15 protein-coding genes and 1 tRNA gene are annotated in these 14,695 nt (G+C 56.8%); 12 read left to right on the top strand and 4 right to left on the bottom strand.

The window, feature by feature from the left end; all coding sequences use genetic code 11:
- Positions 1-17: 17 nt before the first annotated feature.
- A complete protein-coding gene (locus AFK66_RS18640; RefSeq protein ID WP_007779399.1) occupies positions 18-1,286 on the bottom strand; it encodes an MFS transporter in 1,269 nt (422 codons plus the stop codon).
- Positions 1,287-1,504: 218 nt separating this feature from the next.
- On the opposite strand from AFK66_RS18640, the gene AFK66_RS18635 reads away from it, so the two are divergent.
- A complete protein-coding gene (locus AFK66_RS18635) occupies positions 1,505-2,407 on the top strand; it encodes a LysR family transcriptional regulator (protein ID WP_023899669.1) in 903 nt (300 codons plus the stop codon).
- Positions 2,408-2,416: 9 nt separating this feature from the next.
- Here the strand turns inward: AFK66_RS18635 and AFK66_RS18630 are convergent, their stop codons facing one another.
- Complete coding sequence (locus AFK66_RS18630) at positions 2,417-3,466, bottom strand: glycosyltransferase family 2 protein (protein ID WP_007779392.1); 1,050 nt, start codon at positions 3,464-3,466, stop codon at positions 2,417-2,419.
- Positions 3,467-3,651: 185 nt separating this feature from the next.
- Between AFK66_RS18630 and paoA the strand changes: the two genes are divergently transcribed.
- From paoA to AFK66_RS18605, 5 genes are all read left to right on the top strand, one after another.
- Positions 3,652-4,230 carry an aldehyde dehydrogenase iron-sulfur subunit PaoA gene (paoA, locus tag AFK66_RS18625; RefSeq protein WP_023899666.1) on the top strand — a complete coding sequence of 193 codons (579 nt, stop codon included), beginning with the start codon at positions 3,652-3,654 and terminating at the stop codon, positions 4,228-4,230.
- On the top strand, positions 4,227-5,180 hold the full coding sequence (locus AFK66_RS18620) for an FAD binding domain-containing protein (protein ID WP_007779386.1): 954 nt from the start codon (positions 4,227-4,229) through the stop codon (positions 5,178-5,180). Before paoA ends, AFK66_RS18620 begins: the two co-directional genes overlap by 4 nt.
- Positions 5,180-7,378, top strand: coding sequence for an aldehyde oxidoreductase molybdenum-binding subunit PaoC (gene paoC, locus AFK66_RS18615; RefSeq protein WP_007779384.1), 2,199 nt, complete (start codon positions 5,180-5,182; stop codon positions 7,376-7,378). The genes AFK66_RS18620 and paoC overlap by 1 nt, the downstream gene beginning before the upstream one ends.
- 70 nt (positions 7,379-7,448) lie before the next feature.
- Positions 7,449-8,384: an XdhC family protein gene (locus AFK66_RS18610; RefSeq protein ID WP_007779381.1), complete on the top strand. Its 936-nt coding sequence runs from the start codon at positions 7,449-7,451 to the stop codon at positions 8,382-8,384.
- On the top strand, positions 8,384-8,932 hold the full coding sequence (locus AFK66_RS18605) for a nucleotidyltransferase family protein (protein WP_007779380.1): 549 nt from the start codon (positions 8,384-8,386) through the stop codon (positions 8,930-8,932). Before AFK66_RS18610 ends, AFK66_RS18605 begins: the two co-directional genes overlap by 1 nt.
- Before the next feature lie 60 nt (positions 8,933-8,992).
- Here AFK66_RS18605 and AFK66_RS18600 read toward each other — a convergent pair whose 3' ends face one another.
- Complete coding sequence (locus AFK66_RS18600) at positions 8,993-9,859, bottom strand: aldo/keto reductase family oxidoreductase (RefSeq protein ID WP_007779377.1); 867 nt, start codon at positions 9,857-9,859, stop codon at positions 8,993-8,995.
- Positions 9,860-9,935: 76 nt separating this feature from the next.
- On the opposite strand from AFK66_RS18600, the gene AFK66_RS18595 reads away from it, so the two are divergent.
- The 5 genes from AFK66_RS18595 (at position 9,936) to AFK66_RS18580 (ending at position 12,885) form a co-directional block, all read left to right on the top strand.
- Positions 9,936-10,553, top strand: coding sequence for a TetR/AcrR family transcriptional regulator (locus AFK66_RS18595; protein WP_007779374.1), 618 nt, complete (start codon positions 9,936-9,938; stop codon positions 10,551-10,553).
- Positions 10,554-10,777: 224 nt separating this feature from the next.
- Positions 10,778-11,269: an Hcp family type VI secretion system effector gene (locus tag AFK66_RS18590; protein ID WP_007779372.1), complete on the top strand. Its 492-nt coding sequence runs from the start codon at positions 10,778-10,780 to the stop codon at positions 11,267-11,269.
- A 9-nt stretch (positions 11,270-11,278) separates the two neighbouring features.
- On the top strand, positions 11,279-11,797 hold the full coding sequence (locus tag AFK66_RS21825) for a DUF2778 domain-containing protein (RefSeq protein WP_071602973.1): 519 nt from the start codon (positions 11,279-11,281) through the stop codon (positions 11,795-11,797).
- A complete protein-coding gene (locus AFK66_RS18585; protein WP_032968502.1) occupies positions 11,778-12,296 on the top strand; it encodes a hypothetical protein in 519 nt (172 codons plus the stop codon). Before AFK66_RS21825 ends, AFK66_RS18585 begins: the two co-directional genes overlap by 20 nt.
- Before the next feature lie 103 nt (positions 12,297-12,399).
- On the top strand, positions 12,400-12,885 hold the full coding sequence (locus tag AFK66_RS18580) for a hypothetical protein (protein WP_007779369.1): 486 nt from the start codon (positions 12,400-12,402) through the stop codon (positions 12,883-12,885).
- Between the two features lie 21 nt (positions 12,886-12,906).
- Here AFK66_RS18580 and AFK66_RS18575 read toward each other — a convergent pair.
- Positions 12,907-13,001: transfer RNA gene (locus tag AFK66_RS18575), tRNA-Sec, on the bottom strand.
- A gap of 290 nt (positions 13,002-13,291) precedes the next feature.
- On the opposite strand from AFK66_RS18575, the gene AFK66_RS18570 reads away from it, so the two are divergent.
- A complete protein-coding gene (locus AFK66_RS18570) occupies positions 13,292-14,695 on the top strand; it encodes a glycoside-pentoside-hexuronide family transporter (protein WP_007779365.1) in 1,404 nt (467 codons plus the stop codon).

Here is a 14,695-nt window from a genome sequence, read left to right as displayed (position 1 = left end):
TTCAGCCGGCTTGCGGCTCAGATGTCAGGATGTAAATCCTGTTTTGACGTGATGGTTGTCAGTAGCGCCGCCAGCAGTAACAGCCCGGCGCTCAGAAAGAACGTGCTGCGCCAGCCGCTGTGGTCAAAAGCGAACCCGCCGAGCGTGGAGCCGAGCGCGATGGAAAGCTGAACGACCGCCACCATCAGGCCGCCGCCCGCCTCGGCGTTATCGGGCAGCGTCCGGGCGACCCATGTCCACCAGCCCACGGGCGCGGCGGTGGCGATAAGCCCCCAGCCACACAGCAGTACCGCGACCAGCGATACGCTGTGGCCCACTACGGTCAGCGCGCCGGCAATTGTCGCCATTAAAAAAGGGATGGCAATCAGCGTCCGGTAGAAGCCTGAGCGCAGCGCGCCACTAATCAGCAGCGTGCCGGTAAACCCGGCGGTGCCAATGCCAAGCAGAATGAGCGACAGCGTAGGGACACTGACGCGGGTGACGGTTTCCAGAAACGGACGCACATAGGTAAAGAGCGCGAACTGACCCATGAAGAAAATCCCGCAGGCCGCCATGCCCGCGATCACCAGCGGCTGGCGCAGCGCGCCGCTAGCGCGCCCGTTGTGCCCCTGCGCAGGCATCGCAGGCAGGCTTTGCCATTGCCAGATAAAGGCGCACAGCGCGATCGGTGCGAGGCAGAAGAACGCGCCGCGCCAGCCTATCACCACGCCGAGCCAGCTGCCGAGCGGGGCGGCGATAACCGTGGCCAGCGCATTACCGCCGTTGAAAATCGCCAGCGCGCGTGGCACCTGATGACGCGGCACCAGCCGAATCGCCGTTGCCGTGCTGAGCGACCAGAACCCGCCGATCGCCACGCCAATCAGCGCGCGGCCCGCCATATAGGTGAGGTAATCGGGCGCGAGCGCGATGACGCCGCCGGACAGCGCCATCAGCAGCGTCAGTCCCAGCAGCAAGGTCTTGCGGTTGAGAGTGCCTGCGAGCTGCGACAGAAACAGGCTGGTCAGTACCGCCAGCGCGCCGGAAATCGCGATGCCCTGGCCCGCCAGTCCTTCGCTGATGCCTAAATCCTGTGATACCGGCGTCAGCAGGCTCACCGGCATAAATTCCGAGGCTACCAGCGCAAAGGCGCAGAGCGTCATGGCCAGCACGCCGCTCCAGTACGCGCGCGGGTGGGTGTCATCATGTGTTGTCGTTGTCATCTTCAACAGGCCCTGTAGCGTGATAGAGGGTGGTCCGACGCGCTGCATAGCGCGCACGCCAGCGCAGGCGCCGTAAAAATGCGGCACATGGCTGAAAACCCTGGTGTTATCGGGTGCCGGGAAACGAGCCGGAACGGGCGTTCGGCGTTTCTGGCTCCGTTAAAAGCGGCGGTGCGTAAACCTGCGCCGCGAGAGCAGAACGGATTGTTGATGAAAGTTTTACACGGGTGTGTCAGGGTGACTAGCTAATGAATACTGAACACTGTTATTAGTTTTGCTAATAAATTGAGGCAAGAAGACGGGCGATGAAACGTAACCTGAACGATCTGTTTTCTTTTGTGACCGTTGCGCGTGAGGGCAGTTTTACCCGCGCTGCGGCGCAGCTTGGCGTGACGCAGTCGGCGCTAAGCCAGGCGATTGCCGGGCTGGAAAACCGGCTAAAGCTGCGCCTGCTGACGCGCACGACGCGCAGCATTTCGCTCACGGCCGCAGGCGAGCGTCTGCTGGAGGCGATCGGCAACCGTTTTGATGAAATCGAAGCAGAACTCGACATGCTGAGCGCGCTGCGTGATAAGCCTGCAGGTAAGGTGCGTATTACCTGCGATCCGCACATTCTGCATGCGCTCTTATTACCAAAACTGACGCCGATCTTACGCGATTACCCGGATATTGAGATGGAATTTGATGCCAACCATGGGTTTCGCAATATCGTCGCGGATCGCTTTGATGCAGGCGTTCGGCTTGGCGGTACGATCGATAAAGACATGATTGCCGTGCCGATCAGCCCGCCGATGCGGATGGCTGCCGCCGCCTCGCCGGATTACTTCGCGGCGCATCCGATGCCGGAGACGCCGCACGATTTGGTGGCTCACAACTGTATTAATCTGCGTATGACCAGCGGAGGCGGACTGTATGTCTGGGAATTTGATGGGCAGGACGGGCCGGTGAATGTGCGCGTTGAGGGCCAGCTTATTTTCAATACGGCTGCGCATATCGTTCACGCCGCGCTGGACGGACTCGGCATCGCGTTCCTGCCGGAAGGGGAGTTTGACGATCATTTTAAAGACGGAAATCTGGTGCGTGTGCTTGAAGCGTGGTGCGCACCATTTCCTGGGTATTACCTTTATTATCCCAGCAGAAAGCAGCCATCTCCTGCCTTTTCGCTGGTGGTCGAAGCCCTGAAAATGACCGGCAACCGGAAAAGGTAAAGGCGTGCGTCAGGCGTTCAGCCGAGTCAGGCCTGCCTGCGCGGGTGGGTAATCGCCGCACTGCGTATAACAGGCCTGCGCGTCTGTCGTCATGCCGGAGAATTCCAGGATCACCCCGATGTTGTACCAGGCCTTAAAGCTGGTCACGCCCGCTTTGCTGCTCTGCGGCATGCGGGTGCAGTGTAAAAAGGTGTCCACTGCCGCCTGTAGCTGGCCGTTATTCATCAGAATCAGCGCCTTAAGAAACATGAAATCGGCGGAGGTATACCAGCGCTCGTAATCAAGAATGCTCATGGCTGCTGCGTAGTCGCCCTGATTAATCAGCGCATAGCCCAGCGTTTCGACCAGCTCTTCGACATATTCCAGCGCCACGTTCGGTTCATAACTCAGCGCCTTGCGAAACGCCTCTGACGCTTGCCTGTAGTCGCGTTTGAGAAAATGGCTCTTGCCTAGCTGAAACCAGAGATACGGGTCGTCCGGCTGCGTCTGCAACGCCCGCTCCAGCAGGCGGATGTTGCGGGTAATTTTATCCGTCTCCTGCAACACCGCTTTTTTGTAGCCGACGTGATCGAGCGTCACGGGAACCGGGAACATGTCGCCCGGCGTGTGGCTCTCGCGCGGCGTCACCTGCTCGTGGATCACGCCCTGGTAGTGATAACGCGCCTTCGGAAACAGGCGCGACACGCGCTCGCGCAGGGTGGTGACGCCGTCGCCTTCGTCAATATAGTTAATTCGCTCCACGCGCCCGACGCCCTCCGGGTGCGCATGGATAAGCGCCTGTAGCGCCGGGATATCCACCGCCGTTATGGATTCATCGGCATCAATCACCAGCACCCACTCGTGACGAGCGTACTCCAGCGAGGCGTTGCGCGCCGCCGCGAAATCATCCACCCACGCGAAGTCATACACCTTATCTGTAAAGCGTTGCGCGACGGCTCTGGTGTCGTCCTGAGAGCCGGTATCGACAATCACAATATCGTCGAAATGCGCGGCGACGGAGGCGAGCGTATCGGCAAGATGCTTTGCCTCGTTTTTCACGATCATGCAGATGGAAATCATAGCGTCAGGTTCAGGCGGCTTTGGGGAAATTCACGATACCAGAGGTATCGGCGGCGGGCGGCAATTTTTTAGCGGCGCCTGCCAGCGCGTCAGCGCCGTCTATTATTAACTCTCCGTTATAAAAAAAGCCGCGCGGCATCGTAGCGGCAACACTCTTTTCACTTTGACAATACTGGAGGCCTGGCATGAGCAACCACGGCGATGAAACACACCACGGGCATCAGCGCGATGCAGGCGGCCCGCCGCCGCAATATGTCCCGCTGAGGCTGACGGTGAATGGCGAAACCCGGCAGCTGGAGGTGGACACCCGCACGACGCTTCTGGATGCGCTGCGCGAACACCTGGCGCTGACGGGCACCAAGAAAGGCTGCGATCACGGCCAGTGCGGCGCGTGTACGGTCATCATCGACGGACGGCGCGTGAATTCGTGCCTGACGCTGGCGGTAATGCACCAGGATGCCGACGTCACCACCATTGAGGGGCTCGGCACGCCGGAGAACCTGCACCCGATGCAGGCGGCGTTTGTGGAGCATGACGGTTTTCAGTGCGGCTACTGCACGCCGGGGCAGATCTGTTCCTCGGTCGCGATGCTCAAGGAAATCGAAGCGGGCATTCCAAGCCATGTGACGCACGATTTAGTTTCACCGCCGGAAATGACCGCCGACGAGATCCGCGAGCGCATGAGCGGCAATATCTGCCGCTGCGGCGCGTATGCCAACATTCTTGCTGCGATCGAAAATGTCGCCGGGAGTGAATCCTCATGAAAGCTTTCACTTACGAACGCGCCGAGACGCCTGCAGAGGCGGCGGCCAGCGCGCAGCGCACGCCGGGCGCAAAATTCATCGCGGGTGGCACGAATTTGCTCGATCTGATGAAACTGGAGATAGAAACGCCGGTACATCTGATTGACGTTAACGGTCTCGCACTCGACACAATTGAGCCGACAGAAAACGGCGGTTTGCGGATTGGCGCGCTGGTGCGCAACACCGATCTGGCGGCAGATGAACGCGTGCGCCGCGACTACGCCGTGCTTTCACGCGCGCTGCTGGCCGGGGCGTCCGGGCAGTTACGCAACCGGGCGACGACCGCCGGAAACCTGTTGCAGCGCACCCGTTGTCCCTATTTCTACGATACCAACCAGGCGTGCAATAAACGTAAGCCCGGTAGCGGCTGCGCCGCCATGCAGGGTTACAGCCGCCAGTTAGCCGTGGTGGGCGCGAGCGACGCCTGTATCGCCACGCACCCGAGCGATATGGCGGTCGCCATGCGCCTGCTGGACGCGGTGGTGGAAACCATCAACCCGAACGGCCAGGTGCGCCGCATTCCGGTTGCGGAGTTTTACCGCGCGCCTGGCGATACGCCGCATCTGGAAACGGTGCTGGAGCCTGGCGAATTCATCACGGCCGTCACCCTGCCGCCGCCGGTGGGCGGAACGCATATCTATCGCAAAGTGCGCGACCGCGCCTCTTACGCGTTCGCGCTGGTGTCGGTGGCCGCGATTGTGCAGCCGGACGGCACCGGGCGCGTGGCGGTGGGCGGCGTGGCGCATAAACCCTGGCGGCTTGATGCCGCGGATGCGCAGGTGCCTCACGGCGCGCAGGCGGTGTATGACGCGCTGTTCGCCGACGCGCAGCCGACCGCGGAAAACGCATTCAAGCTGGTGCTGGCGAAACGCACCATCGCCTCGGTACTGACGCAAGCGAGGGCAGGCTGATGAAATTTGAAAAACCGGCAACAGAAAACCCGATCGACCAGCAGAAAGTGGTCGGGCGGCCACGCGATCGTATCGACGGCCCGCTGAAAACCTCAGGCCAGGCCACTTACGCCTATGAGTGGCACGATGAAGCGCCGAACGCAGCCTATGGCCACGTGGTAGGCTCCGCCATCGCCAAAGGGCGCATCGTCGCGATGGATATCCAGGCGGCGCAACAGGCGCCCGGCGTGCTGGCCGTGGTGACGGCGGAAAACGCCGCCCTGCCGGGTAAGGGCGATATGAACGCCGCAACACTGCTGGGCGGCCCGGAAATCGAGCATTATCATCAGGCTATCGCACTGGTGGTGGCGGAAACGTTCGAACAGGCGCGCGCGGCCGCCGGGCTTATCGCCGTGGAATATGAAGAAGCGCCGGGGCATTACGATCTGGCGCAGGAAAAACCGTCGGTGACCACGCCGCCGGAGGATACGCCCGATAAAATCGTTGGCGATTTTAACAGCGCTTTTGAAAGCGCCGCCGTGCAGCTCGATGCCACATACACCACGCCCGATCAAAGCCATATGGCGATGGAGCCGCACGCGTCCATGGCCGCGTGGGAGGGCGATAAACTCACGCTCTGGACGTCGAGCCAGATGATTAACTGGTGGCGCGGCGATCTCGCCAAAACGCTCGATATTCCCCTTGAAAATATCCGTGTGCGTTCGCCGTTTATCGGCGGCGGCTTTGGCAGCAAACTCTTTCTGCGCAGCGACGCGGTGCTGGCAGCGCTCGGCGCTCGCGCAACGCAACGCCCTGTGAAAGTGATGCTGCCGCGCCCCTTTATTCCCAATAACACCACCCACCGCCCGGCCACGATCCAGCGGGTGCGCATCGGCGCGCACAACGACGGGCGCATCACGGCCATCGCCCATGAAAGCTGGTCCGGCAACCTGCCTGGCGGCCCGACGGAGACGGCGACCAACCAGACGGAGCTGCTCTACGCGGGCGCGAACCGCCACACCGGGCTGCGGCTGGCGGAGCTGGATCTGCCCGAGGGCAACTCCATGCGCGCGCCTGGCGAAGCGCCGGGCATGATGGTGCTGGAAATCGCCATGGATGAAATGGCCGAAAAACTCGGCATCGATCCCGTGGAGTTTCGCATTATCAACGACACGCAAGTCGACCCGGCGCACCCGGAGCGCTTTTTCTCGCGCCGTCAGTTGGTGGAGTGTCTGCGTACCGGGGCGGCGCACTTCGGCTGGCATCAGCGCAACCCACAACCGGCGCAGGTGCGCGAAGGCGACTGGCTGATTGGGCTCGGTATGGCGGCGGGTTTTCGTAATAACCTGGTGACCAAATCGGGCGCACGCGTGCATCTGGACGCGCAGGGCCACGTCACCGTGGAAACGGACATGACGGATATCGGTACCGGCAGCTATACCATCATCGCGCAAACCGCCGCTGAAATGATGGGCGTGCCGCTGGAGCAAGTGACGGTGCGGCTGGGCGATTCCGATTACCCCATCTCTTCCGGCTCGGGCGGGCAGTGGGGCGCGAACAGCTCTACGGCGGGCGTGTACGCGGCGTGCGTCAAACTGCGCGAAGCGGTAGCCAACAAGCTCGGTTTTGACCCGAACCGCGCTGAATTCTTCGATGGCAATGTGCAGGGCGACGGGCGCATCGCGGCACTCGCGGATGCTGCCGCTGACGGCACGCTGACGGTTGAAGACACCATGGAATATGGCGATCTCGATAAACAGTTCCAGCAGTCCACGTTTGCCGGGCATTTTGTGGAGGTGGCCGTCGAGGCGAACACTGGCGAAGTGCGCGTGCGGCGGATGCTGGCGGTCTGCGCCGCCGGGCGCATTCTCAACCCGAAAACTGCGCGCAGCCAGGTGATCGGCGCGATGACGATGGGGCTTGGCGGGGCGCTGATGGAAGAGCTGTTCGTCGATACGCGGCGCGGCTTTTTCGTTAATCACGATATGGCGCTCTATGAAGTGCCGGTTCACGCCGATATCCCGACGCAGGAGGTGATTTTCCTGGAAGACACCGACCCGGTGTCGTCGCCGATGAAAGCCAAAGGCGTGGGCGAACTCGGCCTGTGCGGCGTCAGCGCCGCCATCGCGAACGCCATTTACAACGCCACCGGCGTGCGCGTGCGCGACTACCCCCTCACGCTCGATAAGCTGCTGGAAGGGCTGCCAGAGATGGCATAAGGACGTGACGGCTGGCGGCCGCGCGTCGCCAGCCGCACCCGATCGCCGTTTAACAGAAGGATGAAAAAAGGTGCTGCAACAACCCCTGCTGACAGAACAGGCGCGGCCTGAGGCGGCGTTTCTGACCGACGACAGCACCGCGATTTTGCGCTTTGCGGCGCAGGCGCTGCGCGCTGGCATGGCCGCAGCGCTGGTGACGCTGGTGGAGATCCGCGGCGGCTCGTCACGTGCGCTCGGCGCGCAGATGGCCGTGCGCGACGACGGCGCCTATTGCGGATTTGTCTCCGGCGGCTGCGTGGAGGCGGCCGCCGCTTTCGAGGCGCTGGAGGCGATAGCCTGCGGCGAGGACCGCATGGTGAAATATGGCGAAGGCTCGCCCTATTTCGATATTGTGCTGCCGTGCGGCGGCGGCATTACGCTCGCGATTCACCCGCTACGTGAGGCGACGCCGCTGCTGGCGGTGCTGAATGCTCTTTCGCAGCGCAAAGCGGCCGGGCTGCGTTATCACCCTTCCACCCAGACGCTGCAAAGCGTGCTCCCGGTACAAAAGACCGGCTGGCGCGACGACGCTTTTGACGTGCGCTACACGCCCTGCACGCAGGTCATTATTTTCGGCCGCTCCGTGGAGGCTGAGGCCACCGCCACTATCGCGCAGGCGGCAGGTTACGACGTGCTGGTGAATGACGGCGTCAATCCGCAGACTGCCTGTGCGCAGATGGATGCCGATACCGCCGTCATCGTGCTTTTTCACGATCTTGATCGCGAGTTACCGGTACTTGAGGCGGCGCTTTCTGACGCGCCGTTTTACATCGGCGCGCTCGGCAGCCAGCGTACCCATGCCGCACGCACCGCGGCGCTGCGCGAGCGGGGCTTTAGCGAGCAGGATATCGCCCGCATTAAAGCGCCGATTGGGATCTTCCCGAAAGCCCGCGACGCGCAGTCGCTGGCGCTGTCGATTGTTGCTGATGTTGCGGCGGCGCGACTCAACCGGGAGGCCGCAGGCTGATGCCCGAAGCACAGCCGGTCATCATTATTCTCGCCGCCGGAAAGGGCGAGCGCTTTCGCGCAGGCGGCGGAACCACGCACAAGCTGGAGGCGCTGCTGGCGGGCAAACCGGTGCTGCAACACGTGCTGGCGGCGGCGCAAGCTTCTGGCCTGCCGTGGCATCTGGTCAGGCCGGAAGATGGCACTGACGGCATGGGCGAGTCCATCGCGCTCGGTGTGAAAGCCACGCCAGACGCCGCAGGCTGGCTCATGCTGCCGGGCGATTTGCCGCTCATAACGGCCGCGTCGCTGCAACGGGTGGCGCAGGCGCTGAATGAAAAGCCCGTGGTGGTGCCGCACTACCAGCAGCGTCATGGTCACCCGGTCGGCTTCCGGCGGGAGTATTTTGATTCTCTTGCCCGGCTGACCGGCGATGAGGGCGCAAAAGCGGTTGTGCAGGCGGCAAGGGCGCGCGCAGACGTATTAACGCTTGCGTTAAGCGACGCGGGCATCGTGCAGGACATTGACGTGCCGGCGGATTTAGCGGCGGCTGAACACGATAAAAAATAACGCCGTACAGATTTTACGAACTCGCCGGTGAAATACGTAAAATCTGACGGCGTTTCGCGCTTACGCGGCCAGTTTATTTAACGCGTCGAGGGTTTCCTGCGAGAGCGTTAATTCCGTGGCCTTGCTATTTTCATGGAAATGCGCGACTGACGACGTACCCGGAATTAATAAAATATTCTCCGCGCGGTTTAACAGCCAGGCGAGCGCCACCTGCATTGGTGTCGCTGATAATTGCGTTGCGATAGTCTCAAGCGTTGAGGACTGCAACGGTGAGAATCCGCCTAACGGGAAAAACGGCACATAGGCAATCCCGGCGGCGGCCAGTTCATCAATTAACGCCTCATCGCCACGGTGAACGATGTTATACATATTCTGCACGCAGCTTATCGGCGTTATCTGCCGCGCCTGCTCAACCTGTTTCTGCGTAACGTTACTTAAACCGATATGTTTAATCAGCCCCTGCTCTTTTAATTTCACCAGGGCTGCGAGTGGCGCTTCGATAGATCCTTCCGCCGGGCCATGAACATCAAACATCACGCGAAAATTGACGACATCCAGCGCGTCGAGTTTCAGGTTGCGCAAATTATCGTGCACGGCCTGGGTTAATTCTTCAGCCGAAAATGCCGGGTTCCACGAGGCATCATTCCCGCGTGTCGCGCCGACTTTAGTCACAATGGTCAGGTCGTCGCGGTAAGGATATAACGCTTCGCAAATCAGTTGATTCGTAATGTGCGGCCCGTAAAAATCGCTGGTATCAATATGATTAACGCCCGCCTCAACGGCCGCGCGTAATACGCTGAGGGCCGCGTTTTTATCTTTCGGCGGGCCAAATACGCCTGGGCCTGCGAGCTGCATCGCGCCATATCCAAACCGTCTGACTTCACGGCTGCCGAGTTTATACGTACCGCTTTTTTCAATAGTGTTCATGACGACCTGCTTGCTGTATCGGTGTGAAGGAAGTATTAGTATATGAAGCATCCTTCAGTTTAAGAATTCGCATTCCATGAAGACCATCGCAGCACCGCTCAGCCCGCGTAAAACCCCGATCCAGCGCCGTTCCGTAGCGACGGTGGAGGCGCTTCATACGGCGACCATTCAGGTTTTAGTGACCGAAGGACTCAGCCGCTGTACCACTACGCGCGTCGCCAGCCGCGCCGGAATGTCGGTCGGGAGTCTTTATCAGTATTACCCTAACCGCGACGCGCTGCTTTCCGGCGTGCTGGAATTACACTTAACCAAAATTGCCGACGCGCTCCAGGCCGCGTGTATTTCCGTGCGTGGCAAACCCGTTCGGGAAATGGCATGTGCGATGGTGCAGGCTTTTCTGAGCCTGAAATTAGCGAATCCTGATGAATCAAAAGCGCTGTATGGCGTGGCGGCAGAGCGCGACGGCGCGCGACTGATGGGCGTGATGTATGAGCGAATGGTGAACGATATTGCGCAAACGCTTATTACCGCGCCGGATAATACCTTTCCCGACCCGGTATTCACCGCCCATATGGCGCTGGGCGTCATTACCGGGCCGACCAGGGCGTTTCTCGAAGGGTTTATTCCGCACGACTATACCGATCAATTTCAGGCGCATTTATCCCGGCTGCTGGGGGATTATTTGAAGGGATGACATGAATCATTAATTATGAAAGTGTATTAATTGATGGTTGATATCAAAACTATGAATATCTACTGCATTTTTTAATCTTTATCAAAGATAAGTTAATTAAATCCCAACTCCTTTTTACTTCTTGTGTCATATAACGATAAATAACCTTTATTGCTGTCGTGCTCTATTCAATGAAGCAATGAAAAGCGTGATGTCATCGGTATGACTTAATAAAGGAGTTCATTATGGCTGTCCCGGCACATTTATGGCTTTATGACGCCTCGGGCGCGTTAATTTGCGGTGGTTCAGAGGTGGTGGGCCGCGAGGGGAGTATAGAAGTTCAGAGCTTTGGTCATGGTTTGTCTGTACCTTACGACGGGAATACCGGCAAACTAACAGCAACACGCGTTCATAACCTGATGAACATAGAAAAGGAATTCGATAAATCATCGCCTTATCTTTATCGCGCAGTCGCTACCAGTGAAAAACTACAGCGAGCTATCATTCGCTGGTATCGAATTAACCACGCGGGTATGGAAGAAGAATTTTTCCAGATGATACTGGAAGATGTAAGAATTACTGGTATCCATCCCAATATGCAAAACTTTAAACACCCGGAAGGGTTGCTTTCCACGCCGGTGGAGTCCGTAGGGTTGATATACAACAAAATAACCTGGAAATACCTGAACGGAAATATCCAATATACGGATGCCTGGAACAGCCAGATGTATGTTTAGGATAGCGCTATGATCAATTGTGAACTTAACTACAATGAGAAAACCGCAGACGGCAAACTCTTATTGCGTTGCGCTGGTGTCGGCGTTTTTCCTGTGTTTTCTGGGCTTGGCAGTTACAAAAATGTGCTTGAATTTTCTGGAAGACGTAACGGGCCTATTCCATTGGGGAAATATTTAATTGTGCAAAGGAGTTGGGGAGGTTTATATAGTAGCGCAAAGACAATTGAGAAATGGGTAAGGACAGGGAATAAATATTGGGAATGGTTTGCTTTATACCCACAGGACGCCACGCTGGACGATTCACTTGTTATAAATGGTATTACAAGAGGCGGATTCAGGATGCATCCCCTTCGCCCTGATGGAACAGGAGTCTCTGATGGCTGCGTTACTTTTTATAAAGAAGCGGATTTTTATCGCTTGCGGCACGCACTTTTGAATACAACGAAGCTCTATACAACATGCGAAGCTTTAAAAGCTTATGGTGAATTAACTGTAACGGGTATGCCTTATGCAAAATTTCCTCGGTAAATTAATTCCTGTTCTTCTGGCGCCGCTTGGCTTTGTTATTATAGCATTGATGGCTGTATTTCACTTAAGCTTTAGCGATTATGCTTACACTGGCTACTACCGAAGCTTCATTGATTTGGTCTTAATTGCATTCGTAGATTCCGCTGTGGCTGGTTTTATTTTGGTGTTTTTTTATATTTATTTATTAAGAAAGCTGCATTTACCTGGCAATTTTTATTGGGGCGTTGCTTTTATTATGGCCTGGCAGGTGGGTTTTGTTTTTTTTACAATGTCAGATATGGTGATAGATTTGAAAGATATTGTTGAACACTTGTTATTCATGGATGATTTTCATGTGAGCCAAGCTCATGTTGAACCGCCGGTAGAAGGACAAACTATTGCAGTACGGGATTTGCTCATGAGCGTTCTATTTCTTATTGGCAATACGGTAATATCAGGAGTTGCAGCTTTTATATTTTCTCAATTACTGGGTGCAATAAAGAAGAAGGAAGGATTATGAAAGCATAATCATATTAAGTAAATGTTGCCAATGTTCTTTTGAAATTAAGATGTATTGTCAGGTCGTAAGTTATAATTATGACGGAATTAAGCAAGGAAGCCATATGTTGCCCGAGATGAAAGATCCATTAAAAAATGGATTGCAATTTTTAATATTAATGTTTATTCCCCTAATAAATATAATTTTTATGGAAACAGGAACCTATGGTGGTGGACTACCGCCGCTCTTTGCAATGGTTTCACTGCTTTTCTTTAATATTTTCTTGTGGGGTTTAATCATCAGGCTAATGAAAACCTGGTCATGGTATAAAATTATTAAAGGAAGCGTTTATTATTTTTGTTTTCTGGTTATCATTATTTTTTCTGATGTTGGATATTACTCTGGGTACCTGGCCTGGTATCTTGTAAGCCATTATTCTTCCGCGAAAAGGTTTACCGAAATTGAAAGTCAGATCGATCTTTTAGAGGGATTGTTTTTTGTCGGCTCCACAACGGTTATGGCGTTAATTATTTCAGCTGCGCTTATCGCTGTGGCGGATAAAATAATGAATAAAAGACAAGCCATCAGAAGGAAGTTCAGAAGCGACTAATCACAAAGCGGGAAGGAACTTTGGCGGAAGATCACAGGAGTCGAACCTGCCCGGGACCGCTGGCGGCCCCAACTGGATTTGAAGTCCAGCCGCCTCACCGGAGACGACGATCTTCCGCGCCTGCATTGCTACATGGAGGCCGGCGCATTATAGGCGCGTTTCAGACGCTTACCAATACCCCCGCCACACTCTTTTTTCGCCCCTCAAATCCCCGTTGTACGATTTTGCTTAAGTGTTTTTCCGTTGTTACGGGCCACATGAATTATTCATTCGTTGCATCAGCAGGTTATCGCGATCACAGAAAACAAGAATCATAAATAAATAACCAGAAAACAGAATATCTGGCGGTTCCGAACGGCGCTAAAAAACTTAAGTGAAATTTCGCGTATCGCCGGAGGACCACCGAATGAGTGAGCAAGCGCTTTCCGTGAAGGAGAAGATTGGCTACGGCATGGGAGATGCCGCAAGCCATATCGTCTTTGATAACGTCATGCTTTACATGATGTTTTTCTACACCGATATCTTTGGCATTCCCGCAGGGTTTGTCGGCACGATGTTTCTGCTGGCCCGCGCCCTTGACGCCATCTCTGACCCGGCAATGGGGCTTATCGCCGACCGCACCCGCAGCCGTTGGGGTAAATTCCGCCCGTGGGTGCTCTTTGGCGCACTCCCATTTGGTGTAGTGTGCGTGTTCGCCTACAGCACGCCAGAGCTCAGCCTTAGCGGCAAAATGATTTATGCCGCCGTCACCTATACGCTGCTCACGCTGATGTATACAGTCGTGAACATTCCTTACTGCGCGCTGGGCGGGGTGATTACCAGCGATCCGCAGCAGCGCATTTCGCTGCAATCCTGGCGCTTTGTGCTGGCGACGGCGGGCGGCATGCTCTCGACGGTACTGATGATGCCGCTGGTGAATTTTTTCGGCGGCGAGGATAAGGCGTTCGGCTTTCAGGCGGGTATCGGGGTGCTGGCCGTCGTGGCGTTTCTGATGCTCGCATTTTGCTTCTTCACGACAAAAGAACGCGTCAAGGCGCCGCCGAACACTTCCACCATGCGTGAAGACCTGCGCGACATCCTGCAAAACGATCAGTGGCGCGTCGTAGGCGTGCTGACCATTCTCAACATTCTCGCCGTCTGCGTGCGCGGCGGGGCGATGATGTATTACGTCACCTGGATTATGGGCGATGCCGCGCTCTTCTCCTGGTTCCTCGGCCTTTACTGCGTCGGCAATCTTTTTGGCAGCGCGCTTGCCAAACCGCTGACGGACTGGAAGTGCAAGGTCAGTGTTTTCTGGTGGACCAACGCCGCGCTGGCCGTGCTGAGTGTCGCCATGTTCTTCGTGCCGATGAGCGCCACCGTCGTTATGTTCGTTTTCATCTTCGTTATTGGCGTCCTGCACCAGCTGGTGACGCCCATTCAGTGGGTCATGATGTCCGATACGGTCGATTACGGCGAATGGCGCAACGGTAAACGTCTCACCGGGATTAGCTTCGCGGGCACGCTGTTTGTGTTGAAGCTCGGTCTGGCGCTGGGCGGCGCGCTAATTGGCTGGATGCTGGCAGGTGGCGGCTATGACGCCGCCGCGAAAACCCAGAACAGCACCACGCTCACCATCATCGTTTCGCTCTTCACGCTCGCGCCGGGCATCTGCTACGTGCTAAGCGCCATCATCGCGAAGCGTTACTACACGCTGAAAACACCGTTTTTGAAAAACATTCTGGCGGAGCTGGCGAAGAGCGCGCGTCATAACCAGCGGGAATTTGAAACATTACCGGTCAGTAAGACATTCCAGAAATCGAAGGGGTAA

The organism is Cronobacter malonaticus LMG 23826, assembly GCF_001277215.2.
GTDB classification, from domain to species: Bacteria; Pseudomonadota; Gammaproteobacteria; order Enterobacterales; family Enterobacteriaceae; genus Cronobacter; species Cronobacter malonaticus.
Note: the sequence above shows the minus strand (reverse complement) of the source record. Positions and strands in the feature narration are given on the sequence as shown.

Bases quoted from the DNA above. Each gene is read 5' to 3' on its own strand.
- AFK66_RS18630 (WP_007779392.1), bottom strand. From the start codon at position 3,466: ATGATTTCCATCTGCATGATCGTGAAAAACGAGGCAAAGCATCTTGCC.
- AFK66_RS18590 (WP_007779372.1), top strand. From the start codon at position 10,778: ATGGCTGTCCCGGCACATTTATGGCTTTATGACGCCTCGGGCGCGTTA.
- paoA (WP_023899666.1), top strand. From the start codon at position 3,652: ATGAGCAACCACGGCGATGAAACACACCACGGGCATCAGCGCGATGCA.
- AFK66_RS21825 (WP_071602973.1), top strand. From the start codon at position 11,279: ATGATCAATTGTGAACTTAACTACAATGAGAAAACCGCAGACGGCAAA.
- AFK66_RS18635 (WP_023899669.1), top strand. From the start codon at position 1,505: ATGAAACGTAACCTGAACGATCTGTTTTCTTTTGTGACCGTTGCGCGT.
- AFK66_RS18605 (WP_007779380.1), top strand. From the start codon at position 8,384: ATGCCCGAAGCACAGCCGGTCATCATTATTCTCGCCGCCGGAAAGGGC.
- AFK66_RS18620 (WP_007779386.1), top strand. From the start codon at position 4,227: ATGAAAGCTTTCACTTACGAACGCGCCGAGACGCCTGCAGAGGCGGCG.
- AFK66_RS18600 (WP_007779377.1), bottom strand. From the start codon at position 9,859: ATGAACACTATTGAAAAAAGCGGTACGTATAAACTCGGCAGCCGTGAA.
- AFK66_RS18580 (WP_007779369.1), top strand. From the start codon at position 12,400: ATGTTGCCCGAGATGAAAGATCCATTAAAAAATGGATTGCAATTTTTA.
- paoC (WP_007779384.1), top strand. From the start codon at position 5,180: ATGAAATTTGAAAAACCGGCAACAGAAAACCCGATCGACCAGCAGAAA.
- AFK66_RS18570 (WP_007779365.1), top strand. From the start codon at position 13,292: ATGAGTGAGCAAGCGCTTTCCGTGAAGGAGAAGATTGGCTACGGCATG.
- AFK66_RS18585 (WP_032968502.1), top strand. From the start codon at position 11,778: ATGCAAAATTTCCTCGGTAAATTAATTCCTGTTCTTCTGGCGCCGCTT.
- AFK66_RS18595 (WP_007779374.1), top strand. From the start codon at position 9,936: ATGAAGACCATCGCAGCACCGCTCAGCCCGCGTAAAACCCCGATCCAG.